Annotated in this window: 17 protein-coding genes and 1 tRNA gene; 6 read left to right on the top strand and 12 right to left on the bottom strand. The window is 73.3% G+C overall.

Annotated features, from left to right (window positions below; translation table 11 throughout):
* Positions 1–7 precede the first annotated feature (7 nt).
* The 9 genes from GKC29_RS19375 to GKC29_RS19330 all read right to left on the bottom strand — a co-directional run bounded on the left by GKC29_RS19375 (position 8) and on the right by GKC29_RS19330 (position 10,263).
* The gene (locus GKC29_RS19375; protein WP_155334241.1) at positions 8–178 is read right to left on the bottom strand and encodes an amidophosphoribosyltransferase; all 171 of its coding nucleotides are present in this window, start codon (positions 176–178) and stop codon (positions 8–10) included.
* A gap of 85 nt (positions 179–263) precedes the next feature.
* Positions 264–461: a hypothetical protein gene (locus GKC29_RS19370; protein ID WP_155332165.1), complete on the bottom strand. Its 198-nt coding sequence runs from the start codon at positions 459–461 to the stop codon at positions 264–266.
* A 68-nt stretch (positions 462–529) separates the two neighbouring features.
* Entirely contained in the window at positions 530–2,287 is a 1,758-nt protein-coding gene (gene selB, locus GKC29_RS19365; protein ID WP_155332164.1) for a selenocysteine-specific translation elongation factor, read from the bottom strand.
* Positions 2,288–2,289: 2 nt separating this feature from the next.
* Entirely contained in the window at positions 2,290–3,597 is a 1,308-nt protein-coding gene (selA, locus tag GKC29_RS19360; RefSeq protein ID WP_155332163.1) for an L-seryl-tRNA(Sec) selenium transferase, read from the bottom strand.
* An 18-nt stretch (positions 3,598–3,615) separates the two neighbouring features.
* Positions 3,616–3,711: transfer RNA gene (locus GKC29_RS19355), tRNA-Sec, on the bottom strand.
* Between the two features lie 180 nt (positions 3,712–3,891).
* Positions 3,892–4,896 carry an NrfD/PsrC family molybdoenzyme membrane anchor subunit gene (gene nrfD, locus GKC29_RS19350; RefSeq protein WP_155332162.1) on the bottom strand — a complete coding sequence of 335 codons (1,005 nt, stop codon included), beginning with the start codon at positions 4,894–4,896 and terminating at the stop codon, positions 3,892–3,894.
* Positions 4,893–5,966 (bottom strand): 4Fe-4S dicluster domain-containing protein, encoded by a 1,074-nt coding sequence (locus GKC29_RS19345; protein ID WP_155334240.1) that lies wholly within the window; start codon positions 5,964–5,966, stop codon positions 4,893–4,895. The genes nrfD and GKC29_RS19345 overlap by 4 nt, the downstream gene beginning before the upstream one ends.
* 2 nt (positions 5,967–5,968) lie before the next feature.
* Complete coding sequence (fdh, locus tag GKC29_RS19340) at positions 5,969–9,238, bottom strand: formate dehydrogenase (RefSeq protein ID WP_255456029.1); 3,270 nt, start codon at positions 9,236–9,238, stop codon at positions 5,969–5,971.
* A 443-nt stretch (positions 9,239–9,681) separates the two neighbouring features.
* On the bottom strand, positions 9,682–10,263 hold the full coding sequence (locus GKC29_RS19330; RefSeq protein WP_155332159.1) for a hypothetical protein: 582 nt from the start codon (positions 10,261–10,263) through the stop codon (positions 9,682–9,684).
* 529 nt (positions 10,264–10,792) lie between these two features.
* Between GKC29_RS19330 and GKC29_RS19325 the strand changes: the two genes are divergently transcribed.
* Positions 10,793–11,134, top strand: coding sequence for a hypothetical protein (locus tag GKC29_RS19325; protein WP_155332158.1), 342 nt, complete (start codon positions 10,793–10,795; stop codon positions 11,132–11,134).
* The gene (locus GKC29_RS19320) at positions 11,131–11,790 is read left to right on the top strand and encodes a nucleotidyl transferase AbiEii/AbiGii toxin family protein (protein WP_230688715.1); all 660 of its coding nucleotides are present in this window, start codon (positions 11,131–11,133) and stop codon (positions 11,788–11,790) included. Before GKC29_RS19325 ends, GKC29_RS19320 begins: the two co-directional genes overlap by 4 nt.
* Positions 11,791–11,989: 199 nt before the next feature.
* Here GKC29_RS19320 and GKC29_RS29625 read toward each other — a convergent pair whose 3' ends face one another.
* Together GKC29_RS29625 and GKC29_RS19315 are read right to left on the bottom strand one after the other, a co-directional pair.
* Positions 11,990–12,166 carry a hypothetical protein gene (locus GKC29_RS29625; RefSeq protein ID WP_196255662.1) on the bottom strand — a complete coding sequence of 59 codons (177 nt, stop codon included), beginning with the start codon at positions 12,164–12,166 and terminating at the stop codon, positions 11,990–11,992.
* A gap of 116 nt (positions 12,167–12,282) precedes the next feature.
* Entirely contained in the window at positions 12,283–13,431 is a 1,149-nt protein-coding gene (locus GKC29_RS19315; RefSeq protein ID WP_155332156.1) for a geranylgeranyl reductase family protein, read from the bottom strand.
* Positions 13,432–13,611: 180 nt separating this feature from the next.
* Here GKC29_RS19315 and GKC29_RS19310 point away from each other — a divergent pair, with 180 nt between their 5' ends.
* Entirely contained in the window at positions 13,612–13,848 is a 237-nt protein-coding gene (locus GKC29_RS19310) for a hypothetical protein (protein ID WP_155332155.1), read from the top strand.
* 36 nt (positions 13,849–13,884) lie between these two features.
* Positions 13,885–15,336: an MFS transporter gene (locus GKC29_RS19305; RefSeq protein WP_155332154.1), complete on the top strand. Its 1,452-nt coding sequence runs from the start codon at positions 13,885–13,887 to the stop codon at positions 15,334–15,336.
* Positions 15,337–15,718: 382 nt separating this feature from the next.
* Here the strand turns inward: GKC29_RS19305 and GKC29_RS19300 are convergent, their stop codons facing one another.
* Positions 15,719–16,312: a hypothetical protein gene (locus GKC29_RS19300; protein ID WP_155332153.1), complete on the bottom strand. Its 594-nt coding sequence runs from the start codon at positions 16,310–16,312 to the stop codon at positions 15,719–15,721.
* 630 nt (positions 16,313–16,942) lie between these two features.
* Here GKC29_RS19300 and GKC29_RS19295 point away from each other — a divergent pair.
* On the top strand, positions 16,943–18,565 hold the full coding sequence (locus tag GKC29_RS19295; RefSeq protein ID WP_155332152.1) for an alkaline phosphatase: 1,623 nt from the start codon (positions 16,943–16,945) through the stop codon (positions 18,563–18,565).
* Positions 18,566–18,815: 250 nt separating this feature from the next.
* A complete protein-coding gene (locus tag GKC29_RS19290) occupies positions 18,816–19,874 on the top strand; it encodes an IS110 family transposase (RefSeq protein WP_155332151.1) in 1,059 nt (352 codons plus the stop codon).
* The last annotated feature ends 47 nt before the right edge of the window (positions 19,875–19,921 follow it).

Here is a 19,921-nt window from a genome sequence, read left to right as displayed (position 1 = left end):
GGGCGGCTCACTTCGCCGCGTTGTTCCCCGGCTTGGTCAGGTGCCACACGAGCAGGGCCGCGAGCACGGCGAGCACCACCAGGCCGCCGGAGATCCCCTCCCCGTCCTCCGCGTCGCTGCCGCTCATGCCGAAGTAGATCACCGCGAGGCCGGCCAGCACGGTGAGGGCGGTGCGCAATCCTCGGTCCTTCACATTCAGCGACGGTAGACCGGTAGCGCGGGCGTACGGGGTTGAATGCCGCAATTCACCCCGATCGGGGGTCTCAGTCGACCTCCAGGTCGTCGAGAGAGATCTTGTGGCTCATCAGCCACCGGGCCAACGCCGTCATCCCGAACAGCCACAGCGGCGCGGACTCGGTGGTGCCGTTGGTGGCGAAGATGGCGAAGCGCAGGTCCGGCGCCCGGTACGCCTCGATCCGCCACTTGTGCTGCTTGTCCCGCCAGACCGCCGAAGGGTCCATGGCCCGACGCTAGGCGACTGCCACCCCCGGCGGGGCCGGTTACGCCCGCTCCGCCGTCGGCCACGCCGCTACCGCCCGACGACGATGCGGCTGTCCCCCGGCAGCCGCCGGGTCACACCCCGCCGGTCCAGCAACTCCAGCAGGGGCACGGCCACCCGCCGGGTCGTGTCCAGCGCCTGCCGCGCGGTGCTGAGCGTGAACGGCTGCGGCAGCCCGGCCAGCACCCGGACGGCGTCGTCGAGCGCGCCGGGCGGCAACACCACGTTGTCGGCCAGCCGCAGCAGCGCCCCCGCCCGCACGGCCGCGCCGATCTCCCGCGGCCCCAGCCCCAGATCGGCCAGGTGGTCCGCCTCCGGGGCCCGGAACGGGTGCCCGGCGTACGCGGCGCGCACCCGCGCGACGGCACGCGCCACCGGCTCGGGCAACACGTCGGCCGCCGCGGCGGTGACCCGCCCCGCGTGCAGCCGCAGCGGGGGCCGCACCAGGGCCGCGACCAGCGCCCGCTCGGGCAGGTCGAGGCGCTGCCGCAGCAGCTCGACCGGGGCGCCCGGTTCCAGTGGGTGCGCGGTCGCGTACCGGTCGACCTCCTCGGCCAGGCGGGTGCCGAGCCGCCGCCAGTGCGCCGGGTCGGCGTGCCAGTCCCCGGCGACCGGCCGGCCCGCCGGTGCGACGCCCATCCGGGTGAGGTCGCCGGCCCGGGCCAGCTTGCGGCGGCGCAGCTCGCCGGCGAGGTCGGGCCGACCGTCCAGGCTGGCCAGTACGGCCGCCCGCGCGGCGGCCGCGCCGCGACGGGCCAGCGGCGGGGGCGCCACATCGAGCACGGTCACGCCGCCGGCGACGTGGTGGCGGCCCGGATCGCGCAGCAGCGCCCGGTCGCCGACCAGCAGCGGCAGCGGGCGGGCCAGCCGCAGCCGGGCGGTGTCCGTACCGAGCGGGCGGACCCGGGCGGGCACGGCGGCGGAACCGACATGCAGGGTGAGGGTGGCCGGCAGGCCGGCGGCCGGGTCGCCGGTCACCCGGACGTCGAACAGGTCGGTGCGGTGGAACCGGCCCGCCGCGAGCAGCGCGTCGCCCCGGCCGAACCGCTCGCGGGGCGTGCCGCGCAGGTTGACCGCCACCCGGGCGACGGCGGCGACCTCCGCGCGGGCGACGCCGAGGCAGTGCAGCCCGCGGACCCGGACCGCCTCACCGGTCGCCGCGCATTCCAGCTCGTCCCCGACGGCGAGCCGGCCGGCGCCCAGGGTCCCGGTCACCACGGTCCCGCTGCCCCGGACGGTGAAGCTGCGGTCCACCCAGAGCCGCACCGGGGCGTCCGCCACCGGGGCGGGGAGGGCACCGGCCAGCCGGTCCAGGGCCGCCCGGAGCTCCGGCAGCCCGGCGCCGGTCACCGCGCTCACCGCCACCGCGTCGACGGCGCGCAGCGACGTGCCGGCCAGCTGGTGCCGCGCCTGCGCCAGCGCCGGCCCCGGCTCGGCCAGGTCCGCGCGGGTCACCACCAGCAGCCCGTACGACACGCCCAGCGCGTCCAGCGACGCCAGGTGCTCGGCCGACTGGGGCATCCAGCCCTCGTCGGCGGCGACGACCACCAGCGCCGCCGGCACCGGGCCAACCCCGGCGAGCATGTTCGGCACGAACCGCTCGTGCCCGGGCACGTCGACGAACGCGACCGTCCGCCCGGACGGCAGGGCGGTCCACGCGAACCCGAGGTCGATCGTCATGCCCCGCCGGCGCTCCTCGGCCCACCGGTCCGGCTCCATCCCGGTCAGTGCCCGCACCAGCGTGGACTTGCCGTGGTCGACGTGCCCGGCGGTGGCCACCACGAACATGGTCAGCCGTCCGTGGGGACGCGCAGCACGGCGGCGCGGACGGTGTCGTCGGCGTCGGCGGGGACGCAGCGCAGGTCCAGCAGCAGCCGGCCGTGGGCCACCCGCCCGAGCACCGGCGGCTGCCCGGTGCGCAGCGGGTACGCGTACGACTCGGGCAGGCTCAGCGCCCACGAGGCCAGCTCCACGCCGGGAGCGCCGCCCCCGCCGACCACGGCGACGGCCGGTACCACCTCGGCCTTGCACCCGTCGGCGGCGAGGGCGTCCCGTAACCGCTCGGTGCGGGCCCGCAGCGCCGCCGGCTCGGCGTGCAGCGCCGCCCGGGTGGGTGTCACCGGGTCGGCGAGGGTGGCGCCCAGCGCCGCCAGGGTCACCTTGTCCACCCGCAGTGCCCGGGCCAGGGGGTGGCGGCGCAGCCGCCGCACCAGGCCGGCGTCGCCGAGCAACAACCCGGCCTGCGGCCCGCCGAGCAACTTGTCGCCGCTGGCCGTCACCAGCGCCGCTCCGTCGCGCAGCGTGGACGCGGCGTCCGGCTCGTCGGGCAGCAGCGGGTCGGGGACGAGCAGGCCGGAGCCGATGTCGGCGACGACCGGCACCCCGAGGGTGGCCAGCGCGCGCACCGGCACCGTCGAGGTGAAACCGCTGACCTGGAAGTTCGACGGGTGCACCTTGAGCACGAAGCCGGTGTCCGGCCCCAGCGCGGCGGTGTAGTCGTCGAGGTGGGTACGGTTGGTGGTGCCCACCTCGCGCAGCCGCGCGCCGGTGCTCACCAGCAGGTCCGGCAGGCGGAAGCCGTCGCCGATCTCCACCAGTTCGCCCCGGCTGACCACGATCTCCCGGCCGGCGGCGAGCGCGGTGGCGGCGAGCACCAGCGCGGCGGCGCCGTTGTTGACCACGTGCACCGCCCCGGCGTCGGGGACCGCGGCGGCGAGCGCGTCGAGGGCGTCCCGGCCGCGCCGGGCCCGCCGGCCGGTGGCCAGGTCGAGTTCGACGTCGGTGTGCCCGGCGGCGGCCACCACCGCGGCGACGGCCGCCGGCGACAGCGGCGCGCGGCCGAGGTTGGTGTGCAGCACGACCCCGGTCGCGTTGAGCACCGCCCGCGGCGCCGGGGCGGGGAGAGCCGCCAGCGCGGCGTCGCGTACCCCCTCGGGGGTTGTCTCGCCCCGCCGCGCCTGCTCCTGCGCCCGGCGCACGGCCGCCTTCACCCGGTCCCGGCCGTGGGTGGCGACGGCGGCGGCGACCCGCGGGTCGGCCAGCAGCGTGTCGGTGCGCGGCACCCGCCGGCGTGGATCGGCGCTGCCGTCGGCTGTCACGTCAACTCCCACCGTGCTTGGCGGAGACGGACGGGAATCGAACCCGCCTGGCCCGGGTCCCGGACCACACCGGTTTTGAAGACCGGGAGGGGCACCAGCCGCCTGAACGCCTCCACGCAGCATTTGACCACAGCGCGGCCCGCCGCGGCCCGCCGGGCGGCGGCGACCGGCCGCAGCGGGCCGCCGCAGCCGGCCGTCCGGGCCGCCACCGGCTCGGCGGGCTACCGTCGGCGAACTCGCACTGGCCGGGCGGCCGTCACCGGCTGGGCGTGTCGGCACTGGCTCGGCGGGCCGTCACCGGTCGGCGTCGCCGGTCTCCGCCCGCCGCCGCGCGACCCGTTCCCGCTGCGGCACCACCGTGTACTTCGGATCGCGCGCCGAGGCGACCCCGCCGTAGAAGATCCCGAACCGGGTGGCCACCGACCCGGCGAGCAGCGCGACCCCGGACGCCACGGAGGCGATCCGGCTGCGCCGGCCGAGCAGCGCCCCGGCAGCCCCGGCGACGGTCAGCGCCCGCGCCGCGCGCAGCAGCCGGCCGGGCCGGCCCGTCGTGTAGGGCTCGCTGAGCAGCCCGAGCCGTGTCTCCACGCGGTGCGAGCCGTACAGTTCGAGGGCCGCGCCGGCCACCGCCAGCCGGCGGGCCGGGCCGGCCTCGTGCGGCGGCGCGGCGACCAGACCGACGCCGGCACCGCTGGCCAGGGCGCTGCCCGCGAAGATGACCGGCAGTTCCGGGTACGCCTCGTGCCACGACGGCACGGCCGTGTCGGCGAGCAGCACCCCGGTGTACGTGGCCAGGGCGGGCGCCGTCGCCGCCGCGGCCAGCCCGGCGGCGTGCCCCACCGGCGGCAGCACCCGGCGCACCACTCCGGGAACCCCGCGCCGGGGCAGCCACGGGGCGGCCTCGGCGACCGCCGCGAGCCCGGCCGCCGGCCCGTACGCGGTGAGGATCCACGTGCCGACCGACATCGGTGAGGTCGGCTTCGCCACCCGCAGCATGTGGTGGAACCGCTCCGGCCGGCCCAGGTCCTTGACGAGGAAGACCGCGCTGGCGGTGACCGCGGCCAACGCGGTGACCCGCCCGGCCCGCCGTAGCACCGGCCGGCCGGTGAGCTGCCCGCCGGCGGCCAGCAGCGACGACCCGGCCGCCACGCCACCGGTGAACAGGTACGCGGCGATGTCCCACGTCCACACCGGCGGCTTGAGGATGGGCCGGCCGTAGTAGGAGGTGAACTCGGCCTCCGGGACGGCCAGGTCCCGGTAGCGGCGGAACCGGTCACCGACCGGGCGGTCCGGACTCACGAGGACCCTCCGACGAACGCGGCGACGGCCGCCGCCGCCATGGCCAGGGCGGCCAGGCCGGCCCGCTTCCACATCCGCGGCAGGTCCCGCGTCGTCACCACCGGGTCAGGAGGCAGCCCGTACACCTCCGGCTCGTCCAGCAGCAGGAAGAACGCGCCGTCGCCGCCCACGCCGTCGGTCGGGTCGTGCCCGTAGAGCCGCGCCTCCGGCACCCCCCGCTCGTGCAGGGTGGCGACCCGGGCGGCCGCCCGCTCCCGCAGCTCGTCCAGCGGGCCGTACTGGATGGACTCGGTGGGGCAGGCCTGGGCGCAGGCCGGGGTCTTCCCGGCGCCGATCCGGTCGTAGCAGAGCGTGCACTTCCACGCCCGACCGTCGTCCTTACGCCGGTCGATCACCCCGTACGGGCACGCCGAGACGCAGTAGCCGCAGCCGTTGCAGATGTCCTCCTGCACCACCACCGTGCCGAACTCGGTGCGGAACAGCGCGCCGGTCGGGCAGACGTCCAGGCAGCCCGCGTGCGTGCAGTGCTTGCACACGTCGGACATCATCAGCCAGCGGAAGTCGGTACGCCCCTCGGCGCTGCCGGTGCGGCCGGGCGGGCGCGCCGCCGGCATGCCGAGGAACCGCGTCCCGTGGCGCTCCGCCCCACCGGCCCCGCTGCTCGTCGCCATCCGGGCGGCCGCCTCGGACGAGCCCGGTGGCACGCCCGGGTCGGTGCCGGTGTCGTTCGGGCTGCCGGCGGCGACGGCCGCCGACGCGGAGCTCACCGCGGCCCCGGTCGGGTTGCCCGCGAACGGCGGCGTCCGGTGCCCGGCCGGCCGGGGCTGCTCGATGAACGCCACGTGCCGCCACGAGTTCGCGGTCAGCGCGCCGGTGTTGTCGTACGACATGCCGAGCAGGTCGAAACCGGAGGCGGGCACGCCGTTCCACTCCTTGCAGGCCACCTCGCAGGCCTTGCAGCCGATGCAGACGCTCGTGTCGGTGAAAAAGCCCATCCGTGGTGGCGCCGCGGTCCACCCGGCGTCCGCGGCGGGGTCGAGCGGCCCGTGGAGGCTGTCGCCCTCCAACATCGTCATACCTGCCCCCCGTCCGTGCCGGCGTCGGTGGTGACGATCGGCACGCTCCGCTCCCCGGTCAACCCGGCCCGACGCTGATACTCGGCGACCAGGTGGAGCAGCGGCGGCCCGGTGGGCCGCCGGCCCGGTCGGATGTCGCAGGTACCCACCTTGCTCTCCTGGATGAGCACGTTCGGGTCGAGGCTGATCCCGAACAGGTCGTTGACCGAATCGCCGGTCACCATCCCCTGACGGCCGAAGTGGTACGGCAACCAGACCTGGTGGATCACCCGGCCCTCGACCCGCAGCGGTGTGAGCCGGTCGGTCACCAGCACCTTGGCCTCGATCACCGCGCGACCGCTGACCAGGTGCGCCCAGCTCAGGTGCGCCAGCCCGACCTCGACGGCCAGCTCCGGCGACACCTCCACGAACATCTCCGGCTGCAACTCGGCCAGCGGCCGGACGAACCGGCTCATCCCACCGGCGGTGTGGTGCTCGGTGAGCCGGCTGACGGTGAACACGTACGGGTAGACCTGGCTGTGCGGCTCCGGCGGGCTGGGATTGATCCGGTTCACCGGATGGTGGTAGATCTTGCGCATCGGGTTGCCCTGCTGCCCGTACATCAGGTTGCGCATCGGCGACTCGGGCGGTTCGTAGTGCGTCGGCAACGGCCCGTCGAGGACGCCGCTGGGCGCGTACAGCCAGCCCTTGCCGTCCCCCTGCATGATGAACGCGTCGTCGCCGGAGATCGCCTCCACACCCGCGGCACCCGGCGGCGGCCGGTACGACGGCGGCTTCGTCCGCTCGAAGTCCGGCACGTCGTAGCCGGTCCACTCGCCCTTGCCGGCGTCCCACCAGACGTACTTCTTGCGCTCGCTCCACGGCCGACCCTCCGGGTCGGCGGAGGCACGGTTGTAGAGGGTGCGCCGGTTCGCCGGCCAGGCCCAGCCCCACTCGGCGGCCACCCAGTCCTGCTCGTGCCGCGGCTTGCGGCGCGCGGCCTGGTTGACCCCGTCCTGGTAGACGCCGGTGTAGATCCAGCAGCCGATCGCGGTGGAACCGTCGTCGCGGGCCTCGGTGAACGACGGCAACAGACGGCCGGTGGCCACCTCGTACCCGTTGATCTCGCGCAGCACCGCGTCGGCGCTCGGCTCCGCGTGCGGACCGTGCGTGGGGTAGTCCCACGCGAGGTCCAGCAGGGCCCGGTCGCGCGGCCTGTCGGAGCCGGCCAGCCGCTCCCGCAGCCGCCGCCCCAGGTGGTAGAAGAACCACAACTCCGAGCGGGCGTCACCCGGCGGCTCGACCGCCTTCTCCCGCCACTGCAGCACCCGCTGGGTCTGCGTGAAGGTGCCCTCCTTCTCCACATGCGACGCGGCCGGCAGGAAGAAGACCTCGGTGCGGCACTCCTCCGGCACGATCTCACCGGTCTCCACCTCCGGGCTGTTCCGCCAGAACGTCGCGCTCTCGATCATGAACAGGTCGCGGACCACCAGCCAGTCGAGGTTCGCCATGCCGAGGCGCTGCGCCTTGCCGTGCGCCGAGCCGACCGCCGGGTTCTGACCGAGCAGGAAGTACCCCTTGACCTTGCCGTCGATCATGTTCAGCACCTGCTGGTACGTGCCGTGATCGCCGGTCATCCGCGGCAGGTAGCCGTAACAGAAGTCGTTCTCCGGCGTCGCCGCGTCCCCCCAGTACGCCTTGAGCAGGCTGGCGGCGTACGCCCGCGCGTTCGCCCAGTAGCCCTTCTGCCCCGGGTGGCGGATGCTGTCCACCCACTGCTGGAAGGTGGGGTGACTGGCGTGGTGCGGCATCGGCAGGTAGCCGGGAAGCAGGTTGAACAGCGTCGGGATGTCCGTCGAGCCCTGGATGCTGGCGTGCCCCCGCAGCGCCAGGACGCCGCCACCGGGTCGCCCCACGTTGCCCAGCAGCAACTGGATGATCGCCCCGGTACGGATGTACTGCACGCCGACACTGTGCTGCGTCCAGCCCACCGAGTAGACGAGCGCGCCGGTCCGCTCCCGCCCGGAGTTCTCCGTCCAGGCCCGGGCCAGCTCGAGGAACTTCTCCTGCGGGACGCCGCAGACCCGCTCCACCATCTCCGGCGTGTAGCGGGCGAAGTGACGCTTGAGGATCTGGTAGACGCAACGCGGATGCTGCAACGTCTCGTCCCGCATGGCGACGGCCGCCACCGGCATACCGTGCGACTCGTGGCGCAGGCCGGCAGCGCTGTCCCGCTCCCGGCCCGTGTCCTCGATCCCGCCGTCCCGCTCCTGGCCCGCGTACTGCCAGGTGGTCTGGTCGTACGCGCGCGTCTCCCGGCTGAAGCCCGAGAAGAGCCCGTCCAGGTCCTCGGCGTCGACGAAGTGCTCGCTGACGACCGTCGCCGCATTGGTGTAAGCCAGCACGTACTCCCGGAAGTCAAGCTCGTTCTCCAGGATGTAGCGCACCACCCCGCCGAGCAGGGCGATGTCGGTGCCCGCGCGGATCGGCAGGTACGTGTCGGCGAGCGCGCTGGTGCGGGTGAACCGCGGATCGACGTGGAAGACCTTCGCGCCGCGCTTCTTCGCCTCCATCACCCACTGGAAGCCCACCGGATGGGCCTCGGCCATGTTCGAACCCTGGATGACGATGACGTCAGAGCGCGAGAGCGCCTGCTGGAAATCCGTCGCCCCACCGCGACCGAAGCTGGTCCCCAGACCGGGGACGGTGGCGGAGTGTCAAATGCGCGCCTGGTTCTCGATCTGGAGCGCCCCCATCGCGGTGAACAACTTCTTGATGAGGTAATTCTCCTCGTTGTCCAGGGTCGCCCCGCCCAGGCTGGAGATGCCCAGCGTCCGGTTCAACGGCCGGCCCTCGCTGTCGACGTCCTCCCAGGTCTGCTCACGGGCGGCGAGGACCCGGTCGGCGATCATGTCGAGCGCGACGTCGAGATCCAGATCCTCCCACTCCGTGCCGTACGGCCGGCGGTAACGGACCTTCGTCTCCCGCAACGGACTCGTGACCAGGCTCTTGCTGGCCGAACCCTTCGGGCAGAGCCGGCCGCGGGAGATCGGGCTGTCCGCGTCGCCCTCGATCTGGACGACCTGCTCGTCCTTGACGTAGACCCGCTGCCCGCAGCCAACCGCGCAGTACGGACACACCGAGCGGGCCACCCGGTCCGCGGTCTCCGTGCGGGCGGTCAGCTCCGCCGATCGCTTCGACTGCGCCGCGGCACCCCGGCCGAGCGGATCGGTGCCGGTGAGCTGCCGGTAGACCGGCCAGCCCTCGATGAAGGTCCGCAGACCCACCGCGCCACCCCCTCCCGGCGCCGACCCCGACCCCTCGAACCTTAGGGCAGCCGACCGACACTCGCGACCCCGACCACCGCGATTACCTCGGATACCGGGACCGCCCGGGCCGGGCGGGGTTTCCTGCTGTGGAGGCAGTGCCGCCCCCGGGCCCGGTGTGGGCTCGGGGGCGGCGCTGGGGTGTCGGTGTGCAGGTCGCCTCTCGGCGAGTGGCGCGTGGCGGCTCCAGCCGGACTGGTATTCCGCGACGGCATTTAAGGTGAGGCCCGGGGACACTGGACACACCGACACCCGACTCAACACGCTACCCCGCCCTCCTGTTCCACCCACCCTGGTGACCACGACCACGTCCGGCGCGGGGGTGCGGATACACCGCTGGCCGGCACCCGGATTTCGGGTGCCGGCCAGCGGCTTGGTTCCCCCTGTCGAGGAAAGACTGTGGGTCAGTTGTTCCAGTGCTCGGCGACGAGGTCGGCGGCCTGGGTCTCCCACTGGGCGTAGTGGAACGGGTAGGCCGACACCTGCACCGTCTGGGCGGCCTTGGTCAGCGGCATGTCCTGCCAACCGTCGACCTGCTTGAGACCCTTCAGGAACGCCAGCGTGGAGTATTCGGGGTCGGTGATCTGCTCGACCGTGCCCCACCCGCTGGACGGGCGCTGCTGGAACAGGCCCTGCGAGTCGTGGTCGTTGCGCTCACCCAGGTGACCCAGGTTGACCAGCTTCGACTCCTGCAACGCGGTCGCGATGGCCACCACGGCGGCCCGCTCGTCCATGCCGGCCTTCTTCGTCGCCGCGATGATCGCCTTCACATTCGCGACCTGCTCGTCGTCCAGGTCGACACGCGACTGCTTGCCCTGCACACCGTGCGGAATCAGCTTGCCGGTGTCGGGCTTGTCGGCCAGCACCGCGACGGCCACCGGCTTCGACTCCACCACGGGGGCGGCGTGAGCGGGGCCGGCGAACACACCGGTGGCGAACGCCAGACCAGCAACACCCAGAACGCTCTTACGCAGCATCGTGTTCATCACCAAGCTCCATTCGGGGGATCGACACCACCACCACGAGGGGGACCACGGCGGGGTGCGAGCACCACTCAGGCACTCGAAAGACTTCGGGGGATCCCGTCCACGGCCCAGGGGGTGGACCAGACGGGTGCAACCAAGACCGGCAACCCGGGGGATCCGCAGGCCACACCCTGCGGGGTGGGCGGCGCTCGTGATGCCGGGACCAGATGTAACGACCGCCGGCCCGCCATCATTCCGGGGCCGCTCGCCCTGCCATCAAGGCGGGGCGCTGCTCGATCGTCCAGGTGATGTAACGACCCCGCCCCCGCCACCATTCCACCCCCACCATGCCGCCGACCACCCCCAAACCAGACACCCGGGCCTGACACGGCACAGACCAACCGGACATACCACCCAGCCGGCGCAGGGGACGCATCGAGATCATGGAAGAATTCGGCCCCTCCAGGGGCCAAACCCTTCCAAGATCTCGCCACGGAACAGGGCTGAGCCGACACCACCCACCCGGCCAGTCTGGCGTTACGCTGACACCATGCAGGGCCTCTCCCCCACGGCAGCCGGCGTGCCCCATCAGGCACGGCCCGGCCGACCCGCTGTGGTGGCCCGTACGCTCGCCGAGCTGGCCGGCCCGACCCGGGGCGTCGTCGAGCTGCCGGTACGGCTGATGTGGTGCCCGGACCGCCGCTTCGACCTGGGCGACCCGGACCAGTTGCTGTGGATGTACGAGAACGTCCTGCGGGAGACCACCCGCACCGACGATCTTCGCGATCTGATCAACGGCCGGACGTTGCGACGGGTGTGGCGGTTGCTCAACCTGCCGCGAGGCGTACGCCAGGCGTGGGAGAGCCGTCACCCCGGTCTCCGTACGGCGTGACCACCGCGCACCTGCACGGGTTCTACCGGGAGGTGGCCCGGCTGGCTCTGTCGGCGGCCGGGCCGCACCGGTTCGTGCTGGGCGGTGGCGTGGCGTGGGCGGCCCACGGGCTGGTGACCCGCCCGACCGAGGACGTGGACCTGTTCGCCGACGTCGAGGGGGCCGCCGCGGCAGCGGCCGGGGACGTCCGGGTGGCGTTGGAGCGCGCCGGTTTCGTCGTGGAGGACGCGGATCCGGACAGTGAGCTGGCCGGGCTGTTCGACGGCTTCGACCGGGATCTGCGGGACTTCGTGGTGAGCCGGGACGGGCGGCAGCTGCGGCTCAGTCTGGCCCGCCTCGACCGGCACCGCAGCCCGGTCGTGATGGACCTCGGCCCGGTGATGGACGTCCGGGACCTGATGGCCAGCAAGACCGCCGCCCTGGTGAACCGGCGCGAGGTCCGGGACTACATCGACGTGGCGGCGGCCCTCGACCGGCACGACGTCGCCGAGTTGCTGGCGCTCGCCTGGCAGCTCGACCCTGGCCTGGACCCGGCGGACGTCCGCGACGCCGGCCGCTACCTCGACCGGCTGCCGGACGCCCGCTTCGCCCGCTACGGCCTGGGGGCCGCCCGCGTCGCGCACGTCCGCAGCCGCTTCACCACCTGGCCCCGCTGACCGTCCACCCGCGTCGGCCAGCGCCAACCTGACGCCGCCCACCGCACCCGGGAGCCGCAGACCCGAGGACGCGGCGGTCGGCGTCCTCCTCCTCGCCGAGGTACGAGCGGCTCCGGGGTCATCTCCCCTACCCTGGCCGGCCGGCCGGCCGGAAACGGATGACGGGAGCACCGAGGGAGCCGCCCCGCCGCGGCTCGGGTCAGGCGCCGTGCCGCAGGTCCCAGCGGTGCGGGTCGTCCGGCTCCGGGCGGTCCCGACGCGGCTCGGTCTCGGTCAGCTCGACCCGCTCCTCCGGGCGGGCCGCCGGGGGCAGCTCGCCGAACCGGGCGTGCCGCAGGAAGGTGTACTCGTCGTCGGTGAACGGCGGCTCACTCATCGGGCGCCTCCCTCGTCGGCATTCATTCTCCGCCCGTCCCTGGTCGCCTGGCCAGCCGTGATCCCGGGCGCTGGCCAGGCGGTGAATTCCTGCCCCGTCACACCGCGTAGAGCGTCCTAGGATCCTATGGGAAAGGAGCGTGCGGGGAGGCGGTCCACCAGCGCCAGCGCGGCCCGCACCGGCATCCGGGCCAACGTCTCGTCGAAGCTCGCCCGCCCCTGACAGAACCGCACGAACATCCGCCAGCCCGGTGGAGTCGCGAGCAGCGCGTGGAAGACCTCCGGCCGGCGGGTGAACGCGTCGAGGAGGCGGTGCCCGGCACGCATCGACGGCACCAACACCTCGGCGACCCCCCGCTCGTACCCCGGCAGGTCGTCGGCGACCACCGCCGCGCCGGCCAGCGCGCCGGAGCGCAGCGCGTAGCTGATGCCCTCCCGGCTCCACGGCTCCAGCAGACCGGCCGCGTCACCCGCCACGAGCACCCGCCCCCGACGCACCGGCGAATCCTCACGGCGACAGCGGGTGAGGTGGCCGGAGTCGTGCACCGGCTCCACACCCGACAGACCCAGCCGCTCCACGAACGACCGCAGGTACGCCCGGGTCCGCTCCCCCGCCCCCCGCGCCGCGATCACCCCCACCGTGAGCAGATCGCCCTTCGGGAACACCCACGCGTACGAGCCGGGCAGCGGCCCCCAGTCCAGCAGCACGCGGCCCCGCCAGCGCGCCTGCTCCGCCGGCGGCACCGGCAGCTCCAACTCCAGCCCCAGGTCCACCTGCCGGTGGCGGACACCCACGTGCCGGGCGGTCACCCCGGAGGACCCGTCGGCGCCGATCACCGTACGGGCGGTCACCGCCTCCCCGCCGGCGAGCCGCAGGCGTACCCCCTCGGGAACCTCCTCGACCGCGCGGACCGCGACCCGCTGGCGCAGCTCCGCCCCGGCGGCGACCGCGGCCGCCCGCAGCCGGTCGTCGAACTCCTCCCGGCGCACCATCGTCACCAGCGGCCCCTCGTCGTGACGGCGGGTGAACCGGCCTCGCCCGTCCCGGGTGAACGTCACCCGGTCCACCCGGTCGTGCGCCGGCACCTCTACCCGGTCGCCCACCACGGCAAGGGACGTGCCGATCAGGCCGCCGCCGCAGGTCTTGTACCGCGGATGCGCGGCACGCTCCACCACCAGCGTGCGGACACCCGCGCGGGCGGCCACGTACGCGGCGGACAGGCCCGCCGGACCCCCGCCCACCACCGCGAGATCCCAGAAGGTCACCGCTGCAGCCTAGGGCCTGTCCTGCCGATCATGTCGAGCCGAGGCGAGGTCGAAACGGCCCGTCACACGGGACCGGCGCGGCACCCCACACCGCCCGATCGGGTGGGCATCTTCGGTCACCCGCCGGGTAACCGCGGCGCAGGCCGCCTGCACCGTGGGCGGGTACCGAAGGAGGACGACATGCAGCAGGTGCAACTGTCGGAGGTCGAGGAACGGGTGTACGACGCGGTCGCGACCCTCGAAGCGCGTGGCCAGGTCCCCTACCCCGACCTCATCGCCGAGGAGACCGGGCTGACCGAGGAGCAGCTCCGCGCACCCCTGCACCAGCTCACCCAGAAGAACCTCCTGCACCGCGAGGACTCGCCCATGGCCGGCCTGGACTTCGGCCCGCGGTTCTGCGCGCAGCAGCTTGCGTGACGCTTCACCACCCGGGCTCGGGGTAGCGGTCAGCGTATGCGTGATCGTCCGTCTCCGGGCCCGACGGCACGCCCCGCCGGCGACCCGCCACCCGGGCACCGGCGGCGCTGGCCGGCCCTCGGAGTCGGTCTCGTCGCCGCCTTCATGACACTGCTCGACGTCAGCATCGTCAACGTCGCCGTCCCGTCGATGGAGCGCGCACTCGGAGCGTCCCCGAGCGACCTCCAGTGGGTGCTGTCCGGGTACGCGCTGACCTTCGGGCTGGTGCTCGTGCCCGCCGGCCGGTTCGGCGACGCGCACGGCCGGCGTACCGCCTTCGTCGTCGGCATCACCCTGTTCACCGTCACCAGCGCCGCCGCCGGCCTGGCACCCTCCCCCGCCTGGCTGGTCGCCGCCCGCCTGCTCCAGGGCGCCGCCGCCGGGGTGGTCAACCCGCAGGTCACCGGGCTGATCCAGGAACTGTTCCAGGGCCCCGAACGGGCCCGGCCGTTCGGGCTGCTCGGCGCGACCATCGGCATCTCCACCGCCGTCGGCCCCCTCCTCGGCGGCCTGCTCATCCACGTCGGCGGCACCGAACACGGCTGGCGGTGGGTGTTCTTCGTCAACGTGCCCGTCGGCGTCCTCGCCGTCGCCCTCGGCTGGCGGCTGCTCCCCCACCGACCGCGGGGCCGCCCCGACCACCGGCGGCTGGACCCGCTCGGCGTGGTGCTGCTCGGGATCGGCGTGCTGCTCGTCCTGCTGCCCCTGGTACAGCAGCAGTGGCGCAACCCGGCCAAGTGGCTGCTCGTACCGGCCGGGCTGCTCGCGCTGGCCGCCTTCGCCGGATGGGAACGGTGGTACGCCCGCCGCCGCGAGCCGCTGTTCGACCTGCGGCTGTTCGGCGTCCGGTCGTACGGGCTGGGCGCGCTCATCGCGCTGATCTACTTCGGCGGCTTCACCGCCATCTTCTTCGTCTTCACCCTGTACCTCCAGAACGGCCTCGGCTACAGCGCGCTCGTCGCCGGCCTGGCCATCACCCCGTTCGCCCTGGGCTCGGCCGCCGCGTCCGCCATCGGCGGCCGGATCGTCAACCGGTACGGCCGACCCCTCGTCGCGGTCGGGCTCCTCGCCGTCGTCGGCGGCCTGCTCAGCGTCGTCCTCGCGCTGGACCGGGTCCCCGCCGGCGTACCCGTACCGTGGTGGACCGCCGCACCGCTGCTGCTGGCCGGTCTCGGTAGCGGCCTGGTGATCGCGCCCAACCAGACCCTCACCCTCTCCCAGGTCCCGGTCCGTCAGGCGGGCAGTGGAGCGGGCATGCTCCAGACCGGGCAACGCATCGGCTCCGCCGCCGGCATCGCCGCCGTCGGCTCCACCTTCTTCTCCGCCCTCGCCGCGAGCGGCGGCGACTGGTCGGTCGCCTTCCGGAACTCACTGCTGATCGCCAGCGGCACCATCGCGCTCGCGCTGGTCGCGGCCCTCGTCGACATCCTCCGCAGCCGCCGGGGCTGAGCTCTTTCCGGGGGTACGCCGGCCGGCCGGTTCAGCTCTTCAGGGGTACGGGCGGGGTTTCCTGCTGTGGAGGCAGTGCCGCCCCCGGGCCCGGTGTGGGCTCGGGGGCGGCGCTGGGGTGTCGGTGTGCAGGTCGCCTCTCGGCGAGTGGCGCGTGGCGGCTCCAGCCGGACTGGTATTCCGCGACGGCATTTAAGGTGAGGCCCGGGGACACTGGACACACCGACACCCGACTCAACACGCTACCCCGCCCTCCTGTTCCACCCACCCTGGTGACCACGACCACGTCCAGCGCGGGGGTGCGGATACACCGCTGGCCGGCACCCGGATTTCGGGTGCCGGCCAGCGGCTTGGTTCCCCCTGTCGAGGAAAGAACTGTGGGTCAGTTGTTCCAGTGCTCGGCGACGAGGTCGGCGGCCTGGGTCTCCCACTGGGCGTAGTGGAACGGGTAGGCCGACACCTGCACCGTCTGGGCGGCCTTGGTCAGCGGCATGTCCTGCCAACCGTCGACCTGCTTGAGACCCTTCAGGAACGCCAGCGTGGAGTATTCGGGGTCGGTGATCTGCTCGACCGTGCCCCACCCGCTGGACGGGCGCTGCTGGAACAGGCCCTGCGAGTCGTGGTCGTTGCGCTCACCCAGGTGACCCAGGTTGACCAGCTTCGACTCCTGCAACGCGGTCGCGATGGCCACCACGGCGGCCCGCTCGTCCATGCCGGCCTTCTTCGTCGCGGCGATGATCGCCTTGACGTTGCCGATCTGCTCGTCGTCCAGGTCGACACGCGACTGCTCGCCCTGCACACCATGCGGGATCAGCTTGCCGGTGTCGGGCTTGTCGGCCTGCACGGCGGCGGCGAGCGACGTGGTGCCGACCGTGCCGGCGGTGGTGGTGTCGTGGTTCAGCGGGCCGGCGGCGAGACCACCGGCGACGGCCAGACCAGCGATACCGAGAACGCTCTTACGCAGCATCGTGTTCATGATCAAGCTCCATTCGGGGGAAGACGCCACCCGCCACAGGGGGATCGGGCGTGGTGACGCAAGCACCGTCCGGCGCTCACAGACATTCAGGGGATGACCACCAGGCCCAAGGGGGGCGGGCAGGTGGTGACCGAAAGACCGGGCGAACCGGGGCCGGGGCCCTCGTGGTGCCGGGACCAGATGTAACGACCAGGCGGCCGCCATCATTCCGGCCGGCCCGAGGGGCCGCATCCACCCGCTCGGGGCGGGGCCCTGCTCGATCGTCCAGGTGATGTAACGACCCCGCCCCCGCCCCCATTCCACCCCCACGATGCCGCCGACCACACCCCCAAAACCCGACACCCGGCCTGACACGGCACAGACCAACCGGACACACCGCCCAGCACGCGCAGGTGACGCACCGAGATCACGGAAGAATTCGGCCCCTCCAGGGGCCAAACCCTTCCAAGAATCCCACCCCGCGGAACTGCACCACCCACCGCAACCGCCTAGCCGAGCCGAGCGAGGAGCGCGACCGTCCAGAGCAGACGGACGCCGGACACGGCAATTACGAACCCCGATGGAAAGACTGGAGAACACTGGCCGTGCGGGGCAGCGGACGGGGCGTACTTGACGGTAGACACATAGACCATGACGAACACCCTCGACCGTCGTACCCTCCTGCGTGTCGCCGGCGCCTCAGCCGGCACGGCCGTGCTCGCCGGCGCCACCCTCGCCGGCCCGGCCCAGGCCGCCGGCGGCGCGTTCCGACACGGCGTGGCCTCCGGTGACCCCCTGCCCGACGGCGTCCTGCTCTGGACCCGGCTCACCCCCACCGAGGAATCGCAGCCGGGCTCCGGTGTCGGCCCGGACGTCACGGTGGCCTGGCAGGTGGCCGCCGACCCGGACTTCGCGTCGGTGGCCGCGCAGGGGACGCTGGTGACCGGTCCCGCCCGTGACCACACCGTCAAGGTGGCGGTCAGCGGGCTGGCGGCGGCCACGACGTACTGGTTCCGCTTCGGCTACGCCGGAGCCTGGTCGCCCATCGGTCGCACGATGACCGCCCCGGCGGCGGACGCCGAGATCGACCGGCTGCGACTGGGCGTGGTGTCCTGTTCGAACTGGGAGGCGGGGTACTTCGCGGCGTACCGGCACCTGGCCGAGCGGGGCGACCTCAACCTGGTGGTGCACCTCGGCGACTACCTGTACGAGTACGGCACCGGTGAGTTCGCCGCCGGGGACACGGTGGTGCGGCCGGTCCGTCCGGCGCACGAGACCCTGACGTTGCAGGACTACCGGATCCGGCACGCGCTCTACAAGAGCGACCCGGATCTGCAGGCCCTGCACGCGGCGGTGCCCTGGGCGATCACCTGGGACGACCACGAGGTGGCCAACGACCAGTGGTCGGGTGGGGCGGAGAACCACACACCGGGCACCGAGGGCAGCTTCACCGACCGGGTGGCGGCGGCGCGCCAGGCGTACACGGAGTGGATGCCGGTGCGCACCGGCGCGGACGGTGCCATCTACCGGCGGCTGCGCTTCGGCCGGCTCGCCGACCTGTCCATGCTGGACCTGCGTACGTACCGGTCGCAGCAGGCCTCGGGGGTGGCGGTCGACGACCCGCGGCGGACCCTCACCGGCGACGCGCAGATGGCGTGGCTGAAGGCGGGCCTGGCGTCGTCGGACGCGCGCTGGAAGCTGGTCGGCAACCCGGTGATGATCTCCCGGCTGGACGTGGGCGCCCTGCCGGCGTGGCTGTTGGGGCCGCTGGGCACGCTGCTGGGCATCCCGCAGAACGGGGCGGTGCTCAACACCGACCAGTGGGACGGGTACAACGCCGACCGCAACGAACTGATCGACCACCTGCGGTCGAACGGCACGAAGGACGTCGTCTTCCTGACCGGTGACATCCATACGTCCTGGGCGAACGAGGTGACCACCAGGTCGACCGGGCTCAGCGACCCGGCCGCCGCCGAGTTCGTGGTGCCGTCGGTGACCAGCGACAACGTCAACGACTTCCTGGGCCTGCCGGCGGGTAACGCGCTCAGCGCCCTGGGTGCGGGCCTGATCCGCTCCACCAACCCGCACGTGCGGTGGACGGAGCTGGACGGGCACGGCTACGGCGTGCTGGAGGTGACCCGGCAGCGCTGCCGGATGGACTGGTACCACCTGGCCGACCGGACGCGCGCCGCGACCGGTAGCCGCTGGGTGGCGGGGTGGTCGGTGGCCGCCGGCTCGGCGCGGCTGCGCCGGGAGAGCGCGCCGCTGGTCTGACTGTGAGGCTGGCCGGGTTGGCTCGTACGTGATGGGCTGATGGCTGGCGGCGGTGGATGTGACTCTTGCTCTGACTGACTTCGTGTCTTCGAGCCGACTTGTCCGTCTGCTGCCGCCGGCACCGGCCCGGCGGGAGACGTTTGGCCTGATCAGGAGCTTGACCGCCAGTTAGCGGCTGGCGTGTCTCATCACAGTCCTGCCATCTCCGCACCGGACCGGACCTTGCGTCCCCACGGTTTGGAGAGAACGCATGTCCATGCTGGCAGATCTGGTCGAGGTCGTCATCGGCGTCGACACGCACAAAGACACCCACACCGCCGCGCTGCTCGACACCCGCACCGGCGGTGTGCTGGCCACAGTCACGGTGAGCACCGACCCGGACGGCTACGCGCAGCTGGTGGCCCTGGCCGAGCAGCATTCGGGGTTGCGGGCCTGGGCGCTGGAAGGCTCCGGTGGTTACGGGGTCGGCCTGGCCCGGCACCTGGCCGACGCTGGTGAGCTGGTCGTCGAGCTGGACCGGCCGCAGCGCCCGGCCCGCCGGGGCGGGGCGAAGTCCGATCTGATCGACGCCGAGCGCGCTGCCCGTGACGCCCTGGCCCGCACGCGGCTGGCGCAGCCCAAGACCGGACCCGAGCGGGCAGCGTTGCAGGCACGGCTGACCGCCCGCCGCGCTGCGGTGGAGGCCAGCGCCACGGCTCAACGGCAGTTGCACGCCATGGTGATCACCTCACCCGAGGTGGTGCGGGCCCGCTTCCGCGGCCAGAGCACCCGCCTCATGCTCGCCACCGCCACCCGACTACGCCCCACCACCAGCACCGACGTCGAGGTGTTCACCTGCCTGACCGTGTTACGAGACCTCGCCCGCCGCGTCCGCTTCCTCGAAGCCGAAGCCCTTGAGCACGAGAAAGCGATCCGGACGATCGTGCGCTCCTGGCGACCGGACCTGCTGCAGCTGACCGGCGTCGGACCGATCGTCGCCGCCACCGTACTCACCGTCTGGTCCCACCCCGGGCGCTGCCGCGACGACGCCGCGTTCGCCATGCTCGCCGGCGCCGCCCCCATCCCCGCATCCTCCGGCAAGACCGTCCGCTACCGCCTCAACCGCTCAGGAGACCGCCAACTCAACCGCGCCCTGCACACCATCGTCCTGACCCGGCTGCAACGCGACGAACGCACACGCGCCTACGCCGACCGCCGTCGCGCCCAAGGAAAAACCGACCGGGAGATCAAACGTTGCCTCAAACGCTACGTCGCCCGAGAGATCTACCGACGCCTGGAAACCACACCCCAACCACTTGACGCGGCATAGGAGCGTCGACGAGGACATGACGAACCGGCCGGCCCCGTTCGGGGACC

The sequence above is a fragment of the Micromonospora sp. WMMC415 genome (genome assembly GCF_009707425.1).
Taxonomy (GTDB): domain Bacteria; phylum Actinomycetota; class Actinomycetes; order Mycobacteriales; family Micromonosporaceae; genus Micromonospora.
The sequence above is the reverse complement of the archived record's forward strand: the minus strand, read 5'-3'. Positions and strand labels throughout refer to the sequence as shown.